The 18,837-nt window shown below is 44.3% G+C and carries 11 protein-coding genes; all 11 read right to left on the bottom strand.

The features are described from left to right. Nucleotides 1-28 precede the first annotated feature (28 nt). Entirely contained in the window at nt 29-1,210 is a 1,182-nt protein-coding gene (locus tag NQ518_RS09920) for a glycoside hydrolase family 172 protein (RefSeq protein ID WP_374211110.1), read from the bottom strand. A 34-nt stretch (nt 1,211-1,244) separates the two neighbouring features. Next, complete coding sequence (locus NQ518_RS09915; protein WP_227962062.1) at nt 1,245-2,891, bottom strand: ribulokinase; 1,647 nt, start codon at nt 2,889-2,891, stop codon at nt 1,245-1,247. Next, nucleotides 2,888-4,333 carry an L-fucose:H+ symporter permease gene (fucP, locus tag NQ518_RS09910; protein WP_004348042.1) on the bottom strand — a complete coding sequence of 482 codons (1,446 nt, stop codon included), beginning with the start codon at nt 4,331-4,333 and terminating at the stop codon, nt 2,888-2,890. Before fucP ends, NQ518_RS09915 begins: the two co-directional genes overlap by 4 nt. Before the next feature lie 4 nt (nt 4,334-4,337). Beyond that, entirely contained in the window at nt 4,338-7,331 is a 2,994-nt protein-coding gene (locus NQ518_RS09905) for a GH116 family glycosyl hydrolase (RefSeq protein ID WP_227962063.1), read from the bottom strand. 28 nt (nt 7,332-7,359) lie between these two features. After that, nucleotides 7,360-8,760, bottom strand: a complete 1,401-nt coding sequence (locus tag NQ518_RS09900) for a DUF4185 domain-containing protein (protein WP_227962064.1) — start codon at nt 8,758-8,760, stop codon at nt 7,360-7,362. 120 nt (nt 8,761-8,880) lie between these two features. Next, nucleotides 8,881-9,294, bottom strand: a complete 414-nt coding sequence (locus tag NQ518_RS09895) for a DUF4945 domain-containing protein (protein WP_227962065.1) — start codon at nt 9,292-9,294, stop codon at nt 8,881-8,883. Nucleotides 9,295-9,310: 16 nt separating this feature from the next. Beyond that, nucleotides 9,311-11,119: a RagB/SusD family nutrient uptake outer membrane protein gene (locus NQ518_RS09890; RefSeq protein ID WP_227962066.1), complete on the bottom strand. Its 1,809-nt coding sequence runs from the start codon at nt 11,117-11,119 to the stop codon at nt 9,311-9,313. Nucleotides 11,120-11,128: 9 nt separating this feature from the next. Next, nucleotides 11,129-14,320 (bottom strand): SusC/RagA family TonB-linked outer membrane protein, encoded by a 3,192-nt coding sequence (locus tag NQ518_RS09885; protein WP_227962068.1) that lies wholly within the window; start codon nt 14,318-14,320, stop codon nt 11,129-11,131. Nucleotides 14,321-14,398: 78 nt separating this feature from the next. Continuing rightward, complete coding sequence (locus NQ518_RS09880) at nt 14,399-15,535, bottom strand: DUF6786 family protein (protein ID WP_227962069.1); 1,137 nt, start codon at nt 15,533-15,535, stop codon at nt 14,399-14,401. A 135-nt stretch (nt 15,536-15,670) separates the two neighbouring features. After that, nucleotides 15,671-17,458: an L-fucose isomerase gene (locus NQ518_RS09875; RefSeq protein WP_227206073.1), complete on the bottom strand. Its 1,788-nt coding sequence runs from the start codon at nt 17,456-17,458 to the stop codon at nt 15,671-15,673. Between the two features lie 85 nt (nt 17,459-17,543). Beyond that, on the bottom strand, nt 17,544-18,578 hold the full coding sequence (locus tag NQ518_RS09870) for a LacI family DNA-binding transcriptional regulator (RefSeq protein WP_227206075.1): 1,035 nt from the start codon (nt 18,576-18,578) through the stop codon (nt 17,544-17,546). Between the last annotated feature and the right edge of the window lie 259 nt (nt 18,579-18,837).

Raw genomic sequence — 18,837 nt, 5'->3', positions numbered from 1 at the left:
GTAATTGCTTGTTGATAGTAGCTTCCGATTATAGTGGTCCTGCTATTTCGAGACGGTTAGTAGCGGGAAGCGTTGGAAACTTAGCATGAGGTTCAGCTTGGTACCAGAAGGCCACGGTCGATATGAACGACTTCTGATCGAGATAGGTACCGTCGTTGCGCCACCCCAGGTCTTGGATGGTTACCTTTAGGTCTTTCTCAAAACGTATGGGGTCAAGGATGTGCCATCGGTACAAGCCGTAGCGTTGTTGCGAGATGTACACGCCGTTGGGACGAATCACCTGATGCATGCCCGCGTAGGGTGTGCAGAACTCCTCAAACTGGTGCGTCTTCTGGTTCTCGAAGTTGTACGAGCCGCAGAAATAGTCTTCAGTTCCGGTTCCGCAAATGGTGGGGTAGGTCTTGTCCCCGTCCATGAAGAACTTGATTTCTCCTTCTCCCCACCAGCCGTTGTTAGTGGGCTGTATGGCCATGTAGGTACCTACATATTGTCCACGTCCCTTGACGCCATCGAGGATTGTATGCTCTGCTTTAACTGTTGGGTCAGACAGACGATACTGTGCATGGAAGTAAGCCGCATCTTCAGGTACCTCTGTCAGCGTGTAGTTGATTTGATAGTAAAGGCGCATAGGCTTCTTATCCCGATTCTCCATTGTTATCTTGCAATGCTTTCTGAATGGCATCTGCCAATAACAGTTGAAAGCACTGCCTGGATTGACACAAACAGCCATAGATGATAGTGGCGCATACACTCCCCAACCAGCGCAGAAGAAATCACCAACTGGCACCTCTACAGAAGGGTTGTTCTCACCATCCCAATACATACGGATAATGGTTTTACGCCATTCACCAGTGGGTGTCATCCAAATCTGTTGGATAGCTCCGGGACCATCGATATCGGCAATAACCATTGTCTCACCAGCATCAATGTCAATGCATGGGTTTACCTTCCAGCCTTTTCCCAATGTTGATGCAGCATGGGCACTAACAGCCTTGTTGCGTACATCTCTGTCTTTAACGGGGTCAGCCATGCCACCAGCACCTTTCGCGCCATTAAAGTTCTCAGGACTCAGTGAGCGAGTTTTTGCCTTTGACATACGGAAGAGGTTGCCCATTCCCATGTTGAGGCCATTAAAATCTTGTGCACCAGCACTTATACAAAAAAGTAAAGTGAAAAGCAATGCTTTTGTTCTTGTGATGTTGGTTTTCATTTTGATTTAGTCTTTTATTATTGATAATATAATTCTAAATTAATTGTTCTGCTGTATGACCTAATTCTAAGTATTTTTGGTAGAGCTGGTCATAGATTGGTTTCAACATGGGATTCGGAGTATACTCATTCTCAACCTCAGACCTCATGTGTTTCTCTGCCTCTTCAATCGTTGGGTAAATGCCAGATACGACAGCTGCAAACATGGCAGAGCCAAGGGCACAGGCATTTTCTGACTTAATAATCTTGATGGGCATTTCTGTGACATCGGAGAGGATTTGCATGACAAATGGTGACTTCTTACTTATACCCCCGACAGCATTCATGGATTTGATATCAAGTCCTTGCTCGCGCATGTGTTCTATGATACGTTTCAGACCAAAAGCAGTAGATTCTACCAATGCGCGATAGATTTCAGGAGCCGATGTTCCTAAGGTAATGTTTGCTATAGCACCTTTGAGATTTTGGTCTGCGTTAGGTGTACGGCGTCCATTCATCCAGTCGAGTGCCACTAGTCCTGCAGCATGTGGTTTTATCTTAGCTGCTTCCTGGGTCAACCGAGTCAGAATCTGTCTTTTCATGCTTTCGGCTTCATTCTTATTAGATGCGGCTGAGAGTGTCCACGACATTATCGACTTGAACCAAGCAAATATGTCACCGAAAGCTGCTTGTCCCGCTTCAATACCAATATATCCTGGTAGTACGGAACCGTCTACCTGACCGCTGATGCCTTGAATGTAGGGATTTTTAAGTGATTCTTTCGGTGATACCATAATGTCGCATGTGGAAGTGCCAATGATGCTCACAAGCACTCCTGGCGCAACAGAAGCTCCAACTGCTCCCATGTGTGCATCAATAGTACCTACACCAATTGCAATACCAGGAGTTAGTCCTAAGCGGGTGGCCCATTCTTCTGTTAGTTTGCCTGCTATTTGTGCGCAAGTATAGGTGTTCTGATAAAGATGTTCACGCATCTCACCTAATTGAGGATGTAACTTCTTTAGATATTCTTTCGACGGTAGTCCCCAATCTTCATGCCACATGGCTTTGTGCCCCGCTGCACATCGGCTTCTAAGCATCATTTCTGGTTTTATGTGACCAGCAAGCAGTCCCGATATCCAATCACAATGTTCCACCCATGAGTAGGCGTCCTGGCAAAGTGGCGTTTCTTTTTTTAAAATATGTAGAACCTTGGCCCATACCCATTCAGATGAATAGGTACCACCAGAGTATTGATTGAAGTTTAGATTCAGCTTAGCAATTAGTTCATTAATTTGTTCCGCTTCCTTGACAGCAGTGTGGTCTTTCCATAGAATAAACATTGCATCAGGATTCTCGGCATACTGTTTTGATAGTGCCAGTGGCTGTCCTTGCTCATCGGTAATGGCAGGCGTACTGCCAGTAGTGTCGACGGTGATGCCAACGATAGCCTGACGTTCAGTCTCTGACAATCCTGCCGTGGCTTCATGAACAGCAGTTTCTAAGGATTCAATATAATCGAGTGGGTGCTGTCTGTATTGATTAAGTTTAGGCTGACAGTATAATCCCTGCTTCCATCTGGGATATTCTGCTACTCCTACAGCTATTTCTTTTCCATTGCTGGCATCTACCACGAGTGCCCTGCATGAGTCGGTACCAAAGTCGATACCTAGTACATATTGATATTTTTTGTTTTCCATCATCTTTGTGATATTTCTTGTTTGCGTGCAATAAAGTAACTATAATAAGCTATTACGGAAAAGGCTACAGCTGGTACAATATAGGCAGTCATAATGCTTCCTGTCTCATCAGAAATGATGCCCTGTATCTGTGTTAGTATGGCAGCACCTGCGATAGACATCACCATGCCAGATCCTCCAATTTTGGTATCTTCACCCAGACCTTTCAATCCATATCCATAGATAGTTGGGAACATGAGTGATAGACATCCAGATATCCCCATGAGACAATAGACACCAAAGCGACCTGTTCCTAAAATAGCTCCAAAACAGCATACAACCGCTGTGAGTGACATGAACAAAAGTATCTTGTAGGCCTTGAAATATCGCATGAGCCATGTGCAAACAAAGCGCATACATACAAATAGGATGAGAGACATAATATAATAGGTAGCCGCAGCCTGTTCAGCGGTATGTGGCAACAATCCGTCAAGTCCAACTGTTTCACAAATATTGTAGAAGCCTGCAGCGATAGGTTCTAATTCGCGCAATGCTTGACAAACCATATCAGCAGAAGGATTATTACCTAATGCCGCAATTACACCATCAAAATCGAGCTGCTGCATGGCATATCTAATAATGAAAGACCACACAGCGATTTGGGCACCAATATCAAAAAATTGTGCAACGACACCCCACACATAATTCTTGTTGTGAGACAACCGTTTAAGGGTTGCTTTAAGATCAACCTTTCCGTTGCCTTCAGATAGTTGGGGCATTTTTGTGAAGTAAATAGCCAAGAAAAAAGCAATCATGACGAAACCAAGAACAACGTATGCCATAGTTACAGCGTTCAGCTCACTATCTTGAATAGCTTGAAGGCTTTCTGCTGGAAGCTGAGCACGTTCTGAGGCAGTGAGTCCATTCAGTTGAGACAAAATGAATATCTGACTAAGAACTACGCCCGTAATTGCACCAAAGGGATTGAACGACTGTGAAAGGTTGAGCCTTCGTGTGGCCGTACTTTCTGGACCAAGTGCCAAGACGTACGAGTTGGTAGATGTTTCCAGTATCGAAAGACCAGCAAATAATACAAAAATGGCAAGTAGGTACATGTAGAAGCTAAACTCCATGTTGACAACGGAGGTAATTTTAGCAGGGTAGAACATTAGTGCACCAAATGCATACAGTCCCAGTCCAAGTAATACGCCAGACTTGTAGGTAAATCTCTTGATGAATAATGCGCCAGGAAGTGCGCAACAGCCATAGCCAAGTAAATAACAAACTACTTGAATCCACGCAGTTTTAGAATCAGAAAGACTCATGATGCGCTTAAAAGCGGCAAGCATGGTGTCTGTCAAGTTGTTAGGAATGGCCCATGCGAAAAAGAGCGTGGTCAGTAGTATATAGGGAAAGAGTATCCCTTTTCCCAATACTTTTTCTTTTTTTTGATTAGGTTGGTTCATTTTATTAGTGGTTGTTGTTATGTTCTATCTGATATTTTTTCACATCTATTTGTCCGTAAACTACATGTAATAAGGGTTGGTTGTTTTTCAGTTCTATGGTTCCAAAACCAGTATCAGTACTGATAAATGATTTGAAATCACCAATTTGTGAGTTAATGTACATGGTCTTAGTAACCGCATCGTACCTTACACCTGTTAAGGCTTGAAGTATGCTGTAGCTCGACATGGCGCGTGCATACCAGTGTCCACATTCTATTTCATCAAATGGGTTGCGACGTCTGCCATCGTATCTGTTGCGGCACAGCCTGACTATTTCGAGTCCTTTTTCTACTTCACCTTTCATGATCAGATGTGAAGCAACCTGATATTCAATACCCGTCCACACTTCGTTGCTGTATACGAAAGGTAATGTAGGTTTTGCGCCCTTGGGCCATGTGCAGAGTAGCAAGCCTCCGTCACCTCCCATGGCATAAGAGGGTCGTTGAGTATTATAGTGGTTGTACATGTTTTTGCGCAGGTTGTATTGGTATACGGCGTTCAAATGGCTTTTCACATGTGTTTGGTTCAGCGGTTCTGGTAGTCCGCAAACCGATGCCATCCACATGCCGAGGATGCCGTCAGAGAGACAACCGGTATCATATTGATATTTAGGTCCTTCAGTTTTCAACAACTCCTGGGCTTCTGCATGGCGGTAGTTACTTCCAAATGATGGAATCTCGGTGGGACTTTTAGCCTCCAACCCTGTCCATTGTGTTTTTTGGAAATAATATTCACCATTGAAAAGCTCTTTATCCATGCAAGAAATGCTTCTCTTCAAGAGCTTCTTGTACTTTCCTGCTTGTTTGTTAAGATGTTCACTCATATGTACAAATGCCTCCAAAGCTCCTGTATAAAAACTGGTGCACATGCCGTCGGCTCCCCAGAACTCTATGTCGTAAGTATTGTGATGAGGCTCTGTGAGGCTTCCCTTTTCATGGGGATCCCATGTCCGAATGCAATAGTCTAAACTGGCTTTTACAGCTGGGTACAAACTCTTGAGCCATTCATCATTGCCAGAGATGCGCCAATCACGATATACTTTCATGATACCTCCCAGTTGACCGTCGGCAGCTGCATGGAAGTCGTGTGACGGACGTGAAATAGGCATGTTCGTCCTGAAGTTCTGGTGTCCCTCCGCATTCTGGTTGACCAGGAATTCGGTTTCGCGCATGGTTCGTTCCATTGCAGGGAACAAGTGGGGCAGTGCCTGTGCATAATTCCATACATGCGTACAGCTGCCGTGACATGATCCTACCTCATCTTCAGATCCTTCCCAGGCCCAGAAGCGTCCGTCGTGCTGTCTCAACACGGTGGTAGACTTGAGGATTGACAGGTTACTCGATATAGCTTCGAGAACCTCAGCGGGTAGGGTGGAATCGAAGAAGGCATCACGGAAAAGTTCGGTCGAAGTCCTTAGCTGTTCTTTGTGTTGATTCCAGTAATGGATAACAGCCTGTAAATCCTTGAATTTGCTGGCGTACCATGGCCGGTAAGCGTAGATACCATCCGTTATTCCAGAGTCTTCAATAGGTTTGTTTGGCTTTTGAAAGGTCCAACCCTCTAAAGTTGGTTTTTCAAAATTTTCTAAGACGAACGCTTGACTTGAGGGTGACGAAAGGTTTTCATCTTTATTGTCTGTCAAGACAAATTGATCGACCATGATGTGTCCCCATGGGTAGGCACTCAAGTCAACGATCTTGATTTTTGCCGTCTTTCCTTGATAAGCCTGCAAATCCCATGTCCTCTCAGACATAGCTTCAGAGTTGATACCCGCCGCTGTTTCAATCGTCTTTCCATCAATAATCAAGTTGACGGATGTCTTTTCGGGTTGATTTCCACCTCCGACCAGAAATTTCAGAAAGCGTCTGTTGATTTTGAATTCGTCTGATACGAGTTCTCCAACAACAGCATCACCGCCGCCACGGAAAGAGTTGAGCAGTTGTCGGCCCATAAAACCTGTCACGTCGTTCTGATAGGGTTCGGTACCCTGAGAAGGCCCTTTTACAAAAGCCTCGCCAGTAACAGTTGCGACGCCTCGTGTCAGGTTAGAGTTGGGAAAGTACCAGCAAAAGTTGAGGCTGATGGTTCTTGTTTCTCCTGGTTGAAGCGTCATGGGAACAAAAATGGATGCACCTGGAGATACTCCTTCAATAGGCATGTTCGTTGTGATGTGGTCAGAAGAAACTCTGTCCCATGCAATCGACTGTGCGTCAAACCAATCGCCTCTGAACCAGCAATAGTCAACTTGTGCATTCGCATCATCTACATAGATGGCCATTCCATGATCTTCGTTGATGTCTCGGGGGACTAACTTAAAGCCTCCTTTTGTTGCTTTGATGTTACCTTTGGAATCAATAAAATTTTTTGCGTTATACGAAAATGTTGTTTCTAATATATTGGTAGATGTGTTGGTAAATTTATATTCTATCAATCCCAGCGGTAAACTTGAGTTGTCTTCATCTGTTGGGATGAAAGGACTCCAGCCTGTAATCTTGACAGCAAGAGGTATTTCATTGTCTTTCAATTGGATGGTAGAGAAAGGAAATTTTGCTTGAAAGGATGCGTGTTGAAACCTTGGCAAGCCGTATGTCTTATCTCCTTGTCCCATACCACTCTGTGTAGGTCCAAAAACTTTCCAAAAAGGAACTTGGCCCTCCAGCACCTTTGTCCCATGCTTCACTCCTTTGACGTGAATGGCAGCATAGGTATAAGGTGTGTTGTGAAAGTCGGGATGATTTTGAACAGATAGATGTGAAATAGAGCCTGTTCCATCCAGGCAAAACATTCCTGCTCCCATTCCCCCAATGGGAAATGCGATGTAATTGAGTACTTCTCCTGTATATACGCCATTGTATTCTTTCTCCTCCCAACTCAGATGTATAGCATATGTTGGGCCACTTTGAATGGCCAGAATGAACACAAAAGTGATGGAGTATAGATATTTTAATATCTTTAGCATTTTCCTTCCTGTCCTATAAATTATATTTCTAGTTGCCCATGCCTCCCAGTTCCACCTTCATGAGGAAGGTGTTGTACGGTAGCCACATAGACATGGTAAAATATAGATTGCGCCCTTTTGAAGAAAGAGGGTGAAAGAATGAACCATAGAGTTGAGCATAGTTTCTGCCGCTAGCTAGTTCGATAGGCTCTGTCCAAGGACCTGTGATATTGTCAGCAGATCTTAATGTAATGTTATAGAGTGCCTCATTGAAATATGCAATGATCCATTTCTTGAATGATTCGTTATAGATGAGTGAAGCTTCACCAACGGTTCCTGGAATCAATACGGTGGCACTACTCTCGTCACCACGGACCCATTGTTTGGTTTTACCATTCCAATATTCATATGCAGCCTGTGTTTCTATGTCAGTTTCTTTGAACCTGGCAAGATAAGCAGCATGATTCCTTCCTGTTTGAGTTCCAACCATGTACACATAGCCGTCTTTTTTGAAATAGGCAGCTTGTCCAAAGTTACTGTTTTCTGAAAATCGTACGCTAGTACACCTACGCCATGTTTGCCCGTTGTCGTTAGATTTGTAGAGACTGGAGTAATTGGTTATCCAACCAGCCCAGTTCTTAATATTCATGTAATGTACGTAGTCGGTTCCATTTGCCCTGATAGCAGCAGTAGGAATAGAGGTCCAGTCACCAAATCCAGACCCATCTTTACCTCCATATACAATTTCCCGGGCTCTACCGTTTCGATCGGCTGCCATACTACTGATTGTCAGCCCATCGTCGAGTTGGGTATCTTCAGAGAAAGCCAAAACGTTGCTTCGCCAAGATGTGCCATTCGGACCGGGAGCGGTCGGGTTCGGCTTAAAATCTGCACCGAAGGTGTCTCCAAAGAAAAGTCCGTATTTTCCAGGCGACATTTCCCAAATAATACCGAGGTCTGTCCCTCCTACATTCCACCTAGAAGAGGTCTTGTTGGGTGAAGGGAACGTCTCTCCAGACATGGGAGTGCCTGTCACACGTGCGATACGAGTGACGCTGTTGATAAACATTCCTTTCCTGTTGTCTATTTTTAGGAAAAGGGGATGTGTCCTACTCCCATCTTTAGAATAAGCTACTACAGCAAGAGAAAACTGTTCAGGGTCATTTTCTGTTAATTGGTACGTATACCGGAAAGGAGAAGTCAACTTGTGCCCCTCTATTCGATCTGTGTATGCGTCTGCACCCACTTTAGATATTTCCAGATAATCGATAGCGTCTGTTGGTTCGATCTGTATAGTAGCGGTAACTTCTTTTGTTTCGATGGAGGGTATAAGGGTGGACTCTACCGTTGATACTTTCACCTCAGACCATTTCAACGTGTCAAATTCAGAATTTCCGCACGAAACTAGAAAGAGGGCGATACCAAATGTAAGGTGTATGAATTTTTTCATATTCGTATAATCGTTTATATTTTAGTAAAAAAGATTTGGACAAATGTTTTTCTCTATAGTGGATAGCCTATCTCACGTCTAGGCTATCCACCTAACTCTGCACACGGCAATATTCGGTGATTATCTCGATACAATGACACCTTTTGAATAGATTTGATCTGATTCTCCTTTCACTCTATTTTCATTTTTGATAGAACTGACCATTTTAATGATGAAGCGGTATGGTTTTCCGGCTTCAACTTTGATGTCAGCATGGCTCGGATCCGTTTCACTCAAAGTGACCTTTTGTCTATAGATACCATTTTCAACTACTTGTATTTCAATTCTTGCTGGTCTTACAATGTCTTCTGGAATATCTTTAGGGACAGTCCATGAGAGCGTTACACTGTTGTCTGCATTTTGAAGGGTTACATTTTCAACAGGTGGCATAAAGTGATTAAATTCTTTACTGTCAATGATATCCCTGTCATAACAACTCGCCATCAGTAAGATTGCAAACAAGGCACACAGATATTTTATTATTTTATCTTTCATAATTTTACCTTTTAAATTAATAACCAGGATTTTGAACATAGTTCCCTTTTGCCCATTTCATTTGTGGTTGAGGGATAGGGAAGTATTCATCCCGACCAGCGGTGAATCTTGCATTTTGCATCCAAGAGAATCTGTTCTTCTCAATGGCAAAATATTTATTCATTGTACTTTCTAAGATTCCCCAACGCTGTAAGTCGAAAAATCTGCGTCCTTCACAAGCCATTTCTAGACGGTTTTCCCATTGCAAAGCTTTCCACGCAAAGTCTTTGTCCCAAGTGCAGTTCACCCCGGGCTTATATGTCTCACATTTGTAATTAAGAATGTATCTTCCATTTGCATCTTTCAAATGACTTGTACTGTTGGCTGCACGTGTTCTGATTTTGTTAATCAGGGGGAGTGCTTCATCCCATCTGTCTAGTTGAATCAGCACTTCTGCTTTCCATAGGATAATCTCGTCATATCTAATCATACGCTTGTTCATGGAATTGAACTGCCAGCCATCATACAGCAAGCATTCACATTTAGGATTTGGCAACTCTTTCAGTGATTTCAAATAGCCATATTCAGCTCCGTTTCTGATACCTTGACTCTTAAATATCAAGTTAGGATCATATTTCCAGGGCTGCCCTGGTGCACAGATTGTATGACTAAACCGAGGGTCGAAAGTATACTTGTCAAAGTAGGCTTTATTGCCACGGTCTATTTTGGTCTTGTCATCTTCACCGTTTGCCCCCTTGATGTAGTCACCATACGAGTCATTGTTGTAGGTATCAAACATGGGCAGACCATCAGACCCTGTCTTAAATGCATTGCCCATGGTATAGCTCACATGATGGAAATCACAACATTGGAATCCGCCCCATTGCCATGGATGGTTCAATCCTTCGCTGCGGTTAATCTTGCCTCCAGTTCTACTGTCATCATTGATGGAATATTGAATTTCCCAAATAGATTCTTTGGTTAAATTGTCAGATTCTGAAACAAAATTTGTTCCGAAGTCATTGCACAAGTCCAATGCCCCTCCTTCTTGGTCTGTCAATTTATTCAGATAGGTGAGTGCTTCTTGCAAACGTTCCTTGTTGATGTTAACGACCTGGTGTCTGTCGTCTTGCTCATAGGCCATAAACATCAAGATTCTAGCCACCATTGCCGTAGCTGCATTTTTGGTGATGCGCCCTTTGTCTTCTTGTGTCATTGGGAGCAGTTCTTCTGCTTTTTTGAAGTCCGTCAAGATATGTTCCCACAGGTATTGATCGTTTCCTTTTGCTTTGTCTCTGTTGGAAATGGCCTCAAAGTCTGCAGTGGTTCCTTTCACACTCTCATCGATATAAGGTATATACTTGAAGAATTCTTTTAGTCTGAAATAGACAAATGAGCGTAAGAATAACATTTCACCCCTACGGCTGTCTACAGCAGGAAAGACATCGGCAGTAACTCCTTCCAACTTCTGTAAAGCGGTGTTGCATCGCTGGATAATTTGATATGAGACATACCATGGATAATCGAGTGGCCACCCATTGGGCGTGAGGTTTACAAAGGTTTCCATGTATCCCCAGCCGTTTCCTCCGTCCCAAGTGCCGCCACCACCTTTGTAGGAGTCGTCAGAGCGCATGGAGCCAGACCACCATGGGGCAAAAGGAGAGTCCCAAGAAGGAATATCCGTTATTCTGGCGTAGGCAGCGGTTACAAAACCATCGACATCTTCGGGCTTGTTTAGCAGGTTGTCGTCCAATACCTGTTTGGGATTGACATCCAGATAATCGGTACAACTACAGAGTCCAATTATGCAGGGTATCATTGCTATCATGAAGATTATTTTTTTCATATTGCTTTATTAGAATTTTAAGTTAATGCCAAATGTAAGAGAAAATGGCTGTAGATAGCCATAGCCAGGCATCTCTGGGTCAAAGCTGGTATAACGATCATTTCCCCAAGATTTCTTCAATGTAAAGACATTCCGTGCATTGGCATAAAGTCTCAGTTCTTTGACGAAAAGTTTTTGTAATGCATGACGAGGTATTGTATATCCCATTTCTATATTCCTTAATTTGAGATACGACCCATTTTCAACGTAATAGGTAGAAAATCTGTTCTCGTTGTTTACCGTTTGGTTGGTGATGGCTGGTATATCTGAGTCTGGATTGTCGAATGACCATGCGTCCAGTAGCCTTACAGGATGGTTCTTTCCCTTAGGTACTGAGATATTCCAAAGGTCGCTCTCTCGTTTCCAAACGTTGTCTACCATGTTACCGAATACGCCTTGGAAGAACACGTTCAGGTCAAAGCCGTGGTAACGCAGGTCAACATTCAGCCCACCGAAGAAGTCTGGGTCTGCAATGCCGATATAGGTTCTGTCATAGAGTTCGTTGATGACACCATCACCATCTAAATCCTTGTATCTAATTCTACCAATGGCTTTTCCTGGTTGTTCGGCATGTCTGTCAACTTCTTCCTGTGTCTTGAATATACCATCGGCTACCATACCGTAGAAGATGTTGGGAGTCTTGTCCAATACGAAATCTCTCATGCCGTCACCAGGATACTTGTTGATAACATTTGATGGAAGGCTTGTGAGCTTTGTTTTATAGGTGCCTATGTTGGCAGAAATCTCGTATTCGAAAGCAGAACCTTGTTTGTTTCTGAACGTGAGCTCCATTTCTATTCCTTGGTTGTTCATGCTGGCACCGTTAATCCATGGCTCACCGCCTTCTCCCATTGCTGCAATATAGGGAGTCTGAACCAAGATATCCTTCGTTTTCTTGAAATAGTATTCCAGCGACCCCGTTAACCTTTGATTGAAAAACCCGAAATCAATGCCCAGATCAGTCTGCGTAGTGGTTTCCCATTTTAAGTCAGGATTACCTAACCAAAGTCTCCTGTAACCCGATTCCAAATGTCCGTTCTCATTTCCTTTGATTGGATAAGAGGTATCAAAATAGTCGGGTGTGAACGGTGTTGTCGTATATCCTCTAGGAAGTCCTTGCACGCTACCATTGGTACCATAACTGGCACGAAGTTTCAGGTTAGAAACAAACGTTGCGTTTTCCATGAACTTTTCGTCTTTCAGTCGCCATCCCAAAGAGAATGCTGGGAAGGTTCCCCAACGATTTGACGCACCGAACAAGGAAGAACCGTCACGACGAATAGTGGCAGAAGCGAGATATTTGCCTGCATAGACGTAGTTGATTTTACCAAAATAAGATAGGTAGGTATATTCGTCTGCCGAACTTCCTAGTGAATATTTTTTGCCAGTTGTCACACCGATATGCGCAAAGTCACGGTCCTCTAGATAAACGCCTTCTCGGCGAGCCGAAAATCCCTCTTGTACGTATCTTGTGCTTTCCTGTCCTAAAAGAACTGTCAAATCGTGTTGATTGTTGGCATAGTTATATGTCAGCGTGTTGGTCCACACATAGTTGAGTGGATGCGACTGGCTATTGCCCACATAGTTCTCGCCATTGCTACTTCTTCCACCTGTCTCCGACCAGATACCATCAATGGTCCTGCTGTAAGCGTTACCATAGTCTATGCCAAACTGAGTCCTGGCAGACAAGCCTTTCCATAGATTGAGGTCAAGGAAAATGTTTCCGATAATTTTGACGTAGTTGTTGACGTTGTTTTTGTTCATTTCCAATAAGCGAACGGGATTGCTGAAATCGTCAAAGCCAGCAGCTCCAGCCCAGTTTCCGTCTTTGTCATAGACTGGGACTGCAGGGGGATTGATCATAGCCCAGCGTGTCTCGTTTTGGCCTCGGTACTGTAGATACGACACCGCCAGATTTTCTCCAATCTTCAAACGGTTTTGCAATAAGTTATATTCAGAGTTGGCTCTGATAGAATATTTCTTGAAGAATGTATGAATTTGTGTTCCCTGGTTATTAAAATAACCCAATGAGAACAAGCTGCGACTCTTGTCGTTACCTGATGAAATGGTCAGTTGATGGTTTGTTGAAACTGCAGTCCTAAAAATTTCATTCATCCAGTCCGTATTTGCGCCGGCTACTTTCTTGTTGGGCGTGAGCCATTCTGCCGGTGTAGCAGCATCGAGACAGGCATAACCGTTCGCATCTCTGTGCCATAGAAAGTCATAAGTTGTAGGTAACGACATGGCGGTTCCGTACACTTTCTCGTCGTAGGCCTGTGCCCTGAATTCGGCTGTACCATATTCTACAGCATTCATCAGCTTTGGTTTGTTGATGACGGTGTTGGAAGAAACACTTCCATGATATTCTATCGTTGTTTTGCCTTGCTTGCCTTTCTTGGTTTGAATCAGAACAACACCGCCAGAAGCTCTTGCCCCATAGATGCTGGCTGAAGCTGCATCTTTTAATACTTGAATAGACTCAATGTCACCTGCATTAATGTCACGAAGGTTTAGCCCCTCTGTTGGCATTCCGTCCAAGACGATGAGGGGCTTGATACCTCCCGACAGTGACGAAAGTCCTCTGATCTGGATGTTGACACTTTCAGCAGGATTGCCACCATTGGTCGTAATCTGTACGCCAGCCATTTTCCCCTGAAGTCCTTTCATGGCATTCGCTGAGTTTCCTCTAGCAATATCAGCTTGATTGGCAATGGCTACAGACCCCGTCAAATCGGCTTTCTTCTGGGTTAGATATCCCGTGTAAATTACGACATCAGAGAGTGTATTTTCATCATTCTCCATCACTACATCCAACCTTGCCCTGCCATTGGTGCGTATCTCAACTGTTTTTTTTCCGATATAGGAGAAGATCAAGATGTCTTGGCTTGTTCGAAGTTGTATCTGGTAATGCCCGTTTGCGTCAGTGATTGCAGCGATGTTCGTTCCTTTTATTTTGATGCTAACGCCAATGAGAGGTTCTTGTGTTTCTGCATCTGTTACGTTTCCGCTAACAAATTTTTGTTGTTGGTTCGTCTGCTGGCTCGCATTTCCTGGTTGAGAACCATCTAGTGTGCCGGTAGCCCCCACTGTCATACTGTTTGGCAGGAACAAACCTGTCAAAATAAGAATTGCAATGACTCCGCTTCTTTTTATATATCTCATATTGTGTTGGTATTATTTGATTTGATGAAGCTTTTTAGAGAAGGACTCTTTGTCCGGAAGAGCCCTTCTATAACATAGTTATTGAAATTGACTTTTGATGGTTTCCAGATTGACACCAAAGAGCTTTTCGACAATCGGGTTAAGGATGTCTTCTTCTGCTTGGATGTGGAAGGTTTCCTGCTTGTGAAGAAGCGATTCGTTCACAGCCAGTTCTGCACCAGGCGATGAGGTCTCAATTTCGTAGAAGGGCCCCATGATAGAACCATCTTCTACAGGACCGTCGTTATAAGCATTCAGCATGTCTCCAGCAAAGGGGTCGTCTTGTTTTCCCCACTGTCCGTTGAGATAGGCTCCTGGCTTTTCTGGCATGTTGCAACGCAAGATGGTCAGCACTTTCTTTTCTGAGTCGTAACTGCAGCACAAACCCTTTGAGCGCATCGGGGGAATGCCCAGCTTCGAGCGCAACTTGCCGTCTATTTTAAAATAGAGTATGCCATCTTGTGTTTTCAAACGGTCGGCCGGAATCTTACCAAAATATTCATCGTTGACAATCTTGCCTTCGGCATTTTCATGGTATGGAATGAATACCGTTGTTGTTGGGGTTGGATTGAAGTGACTTAACATCCAGATGGATATCAATCCATTCTTCTTCGTCCATGCTTCCTTGCCGGTATTGGTAATCTTATTCAGACTCTCGTATGCTACAAGTTTGGCATCAGTCGGAAACGTAATACCCAACCGTTGTTCGATTGATGTTTTGGATAACAGCGAAACTTTTCGGTTGATGTCTAGGTCAAAAACAGCCCCAGAAGCATTCTTGACCGACGTACTTTTCTTGAACTGAATGACCGTATCATTGCTCTCTACGACGTCAAAGGTTTCGGTGTCGATGACGGCAGGAACTTTCCAGTTGTCATAAACCTGCTCTTTGCCATTCGCAAAATACAGGGAGTATGGTCCGCCTTCAGGACCCAGCCAGAAGCGTTCTTCACCACCCACAGGGTTGAACTGGTCGCTTTGTTTCCCAGCCTCAATGAAACGGTAGTTGATCCAACCGTAACTGTTGCCTTCATCACCAGCAGCAGACGTGGTTACCACACGGCCTTGCCAAGAGGGAACGACCATTACTTTTGCACTTCCATCTTTTGATTTTAACTCCACGTATTTGATGCCGTGATCTTTTAAGAACTGGGCATCGTATGCATAGCTTCCCATCTTTATTTCTTTTTGTTCATTGCATGCTGTTAATCCTGTAAGGATCATGCACGCCAGCAATATGTGTTTTTTCATCATGCATGTATTTAGGTAGACAAGTGCTTGCCCTGTCAAACAAGCACTTGTCCAGGTGTTTTATTTGTATAAGGGTCCGAAGTTTTTGCATGCACGGAAGTCGCTGCCTTCCATGTCTTCACCAAATGCAGTCCAAGTACTGGGTCGGAAAATCTGTTCTTCGGGAACATTGTGCATGCATACGGGGATGCGCAGCATCGACGCCAATGTAATGAGGTCGGCACCGATGTGTCCGTAGCTGATGGCTCCATGGTTAGCTCCCCAATTATTCATGACGGAGTATACATCTTTAAAGTATCCCTTGCCTGTCAGGCGTGGAGCGAAGAAGGTAGATGGCCAAATGGCGTCAGTACGCTCGTTGATGGCGGCAAAGGATTTGTCGTTTAATTCCACACTCCATCCCTCGGCTATCTGTAAAACAGGTCCCTGACCTTTAATCAGGTTCAGACGGCACATAGTGAGCGGCATTCCACCTTTGGTTTGGAACTGTGCAGAAAAACCGCCACCCCGCATATAGTCACGGTTTGATGGATACCATGTTGTAGCTTGGAGGCATGCCTCAGCTTCTTTTTCCTGGATTTCCCAGAAAGGTTTCATGGCAGGCTTGCCGTTTTCTGTTTGTCTTCCAGAACCGTCGAGTGTGCAAGAGCCGGAATTGATCAGGTGGATGAATCCGTTGGCTGCATCGCCTTCCAACTTCTGGCCCGTCACGCGCTCGTAGGCAGCGGGACTCCAGTATGTCCTGACGTCCGCAAAGATCTGTGCGCGGTTGCTCAATAGCTTGTTGAACAGCATTGAAACACCATTCAGCGTGTCATTTTCGGTAGCGAACGTAAAGGCCTCACGAATACCATTCCAGTCGAAAGAACTATTCAAGATGGTTTCTGAAAAATCACCGTCTGGCTTGAAGTCCGTCCATTGTCTCTGTCCTTGGAATCCACCCACCAAAGCGTAGTGACCGTTGGACTCTTCTTTGAATCCCATTTCAGCCAACTTGGGGTTACCAATCATCAGGTCACGGAAAATCATGGTCATCTTGACAACATATTCCCAAACTGCATCTTTTTCTTCCCGTGAATAGATAAGGTGTTTGGGGTTGTGATCCTTTCCTTCGTTAGTTTTGCAATACTTCTCGGTCCAAGCCATGGCTTTGTCAAATTCCTCGTGGTCGTAGATGCCGAGTTTGATACGTCGTTCAATTTCGCTGGCATCGACATATTCGTTGCGCATGCCGAGATAATCCTGGAAGAAATCTGGGTTGGGAATAGAGCCACCGATACCCATTGACACGCTTCCGATGGATAAGTATGCTTTTCCGCGCATGGTGGCAACTGCCAAACCTGCCTTTGCGAAACGCAGCAACTTTTCTTTCACATCTTCGGGAATCTCCTCGCTATCCACATCCTGTACGTCACGACCGTAGATGCCGAATGTAGGCAGACCTTTCTGATTGTGAACGGCTAGTGCCGCTGCAAGGTAAACAGCTCCTGGCCGTTCTGTACCATTGAAGCCCCAAATGGCTCTTGGCAAATCCCCGTCCATGTTGATGGTCTCAAAACCATAGCACCAGCAGGGAGAAACCGATAAAATTACACCAACTCCCTGTTTTTTCAATTGTTCGTCAACACGTGCTGCTTCTGCCACACCGCCAATGGTAGTGTCTGCAATAACACATTCCACAGGGTCACCGTTACTGTAGCGCAATGACGATGCGTACAGGTCGGCCACTCGTTTGGCCATGTTCATGGTCATGTCTTCCAATGATTCTCGGATGCCACCTCGGCGACCGTCAATGATAGGACGAATTCCAATTTTTGGATTCTCACTATTCAATCTTGTTTTTCCCATAGTTATATTTTTATGTTAGGTAATTAAATATTAGCTGAAACCTTTTAGTTTTTTGTTTTGCATCCAACGACACCTCCTATTTGGTTTACGTTATAACGTCTTCTGCATGAGGCAATCCTTTGCCACCTGTTACAGCGAGTTTTCCATCAATCAACATGGACGGTGCCTCTTTTCCGTTAATCTTATCCATTAGCGCCTCTAGCGTGTATTTCACCAGTTGATCCATGGGTTGTTTAACATAGGCTATAGGTCGCTCATAAAAGTCGAATACTGGGTTGCCGTCGAACCCCACCAGTCCTATCTTACTCGTTTCATTTTCGTTGAGTGTCCGAATGGCATACAGGCACGAAAGTGAAATGAGGTTTGTGGCGAACATAAGTGAGTCGAAACCTGCTGATAACACGCGTTTCATCAGTTCGTTAGCCTGGTCTACTACAACTTTTTGTTGTAGATAGAACACTTTGCTCACCGATTCCTTCCCTGCGTTCTTCATACTTTCGCAGTATCCACGTGTACGTTCTTTCATGTGGATCAGGTTTAGGTCGTAGGCAATAAACGCTGGCCTCTGGTAGCCTGAATTGAGCAGATAGTTGGTTGCGTCGTAGGTAGCTTTGTAATTGTTCAATCCCACATAACTAATGTCTGTATCAGGGAAGTAGCGGTCTATGAGTACCAACGGGACATCATTTTTGGCCACGTTGACAAGGTAGCTTTCCGTATCTTCACAGGGGGCTACAATCAGACCGTCCACGCCGCGGTTGATTAGGTTTCCAACTGTTTTCCGCATGCGGTCTGGACGTTCGTCTGAACTACCGAAAAAGACAGTGTAGCCAAAATTGGCAGACATGTCTTCAAACAGACGTGCCAAAGAAGAGAAGAAAGGGTTGGATATGTCTGGTAATACGATACCGACGACACGCGAACGCCCACCGCGCAGGCTCTGTGCCACAATGTTGGGTCGATAGCGCATGCTCTCGGCCGTATCCATGATGCGTTTCGCCGTGTCAGCGTTGATGCGGTATTCCTCAGCTTTTCCGTTGAGTACGAACGAAACCAGGGTCGTGGAAACGCCCGCAGCCTCTGCAATATCTTTGATCGATACTTTCTTAATCAGTGGCATTAGCTATAACGATTTAGGTGGTAATTATACTTTTGCAAAAATATGAAAAATAATCGATATTATTGAAATATATTTTGAAAATCAAACTAATATTTACGATTTATTAACACAAATCCCCTTCATGTCGGATTCCAAAAGTAAGTGTGATTGCCATGATTGCAGGTCTGTGTTTCAAGGAAGTTGCACAACCAGATTGCAATCTACCGATATGAGAAGTTCTCTTGTCAGACTTGATGAGGTAGCTCAAATCAGTGGTTAT

It is taken from the genome of Hoylesella buccalis ATCC 35310 (assembly GCF_025151385.1).
GTDB classification, from domain to species: domain Bacteria; phylum Bacteroidota; class Bacteroidia; order Bacteroidales; family Bacteroidaceae; genus Prevotella; species Prevotella buccalis.
Note: the sequence above shows the minus strand (reverse complement) of the source record. Positions and strands in the feature narration are given on the sequence as shown.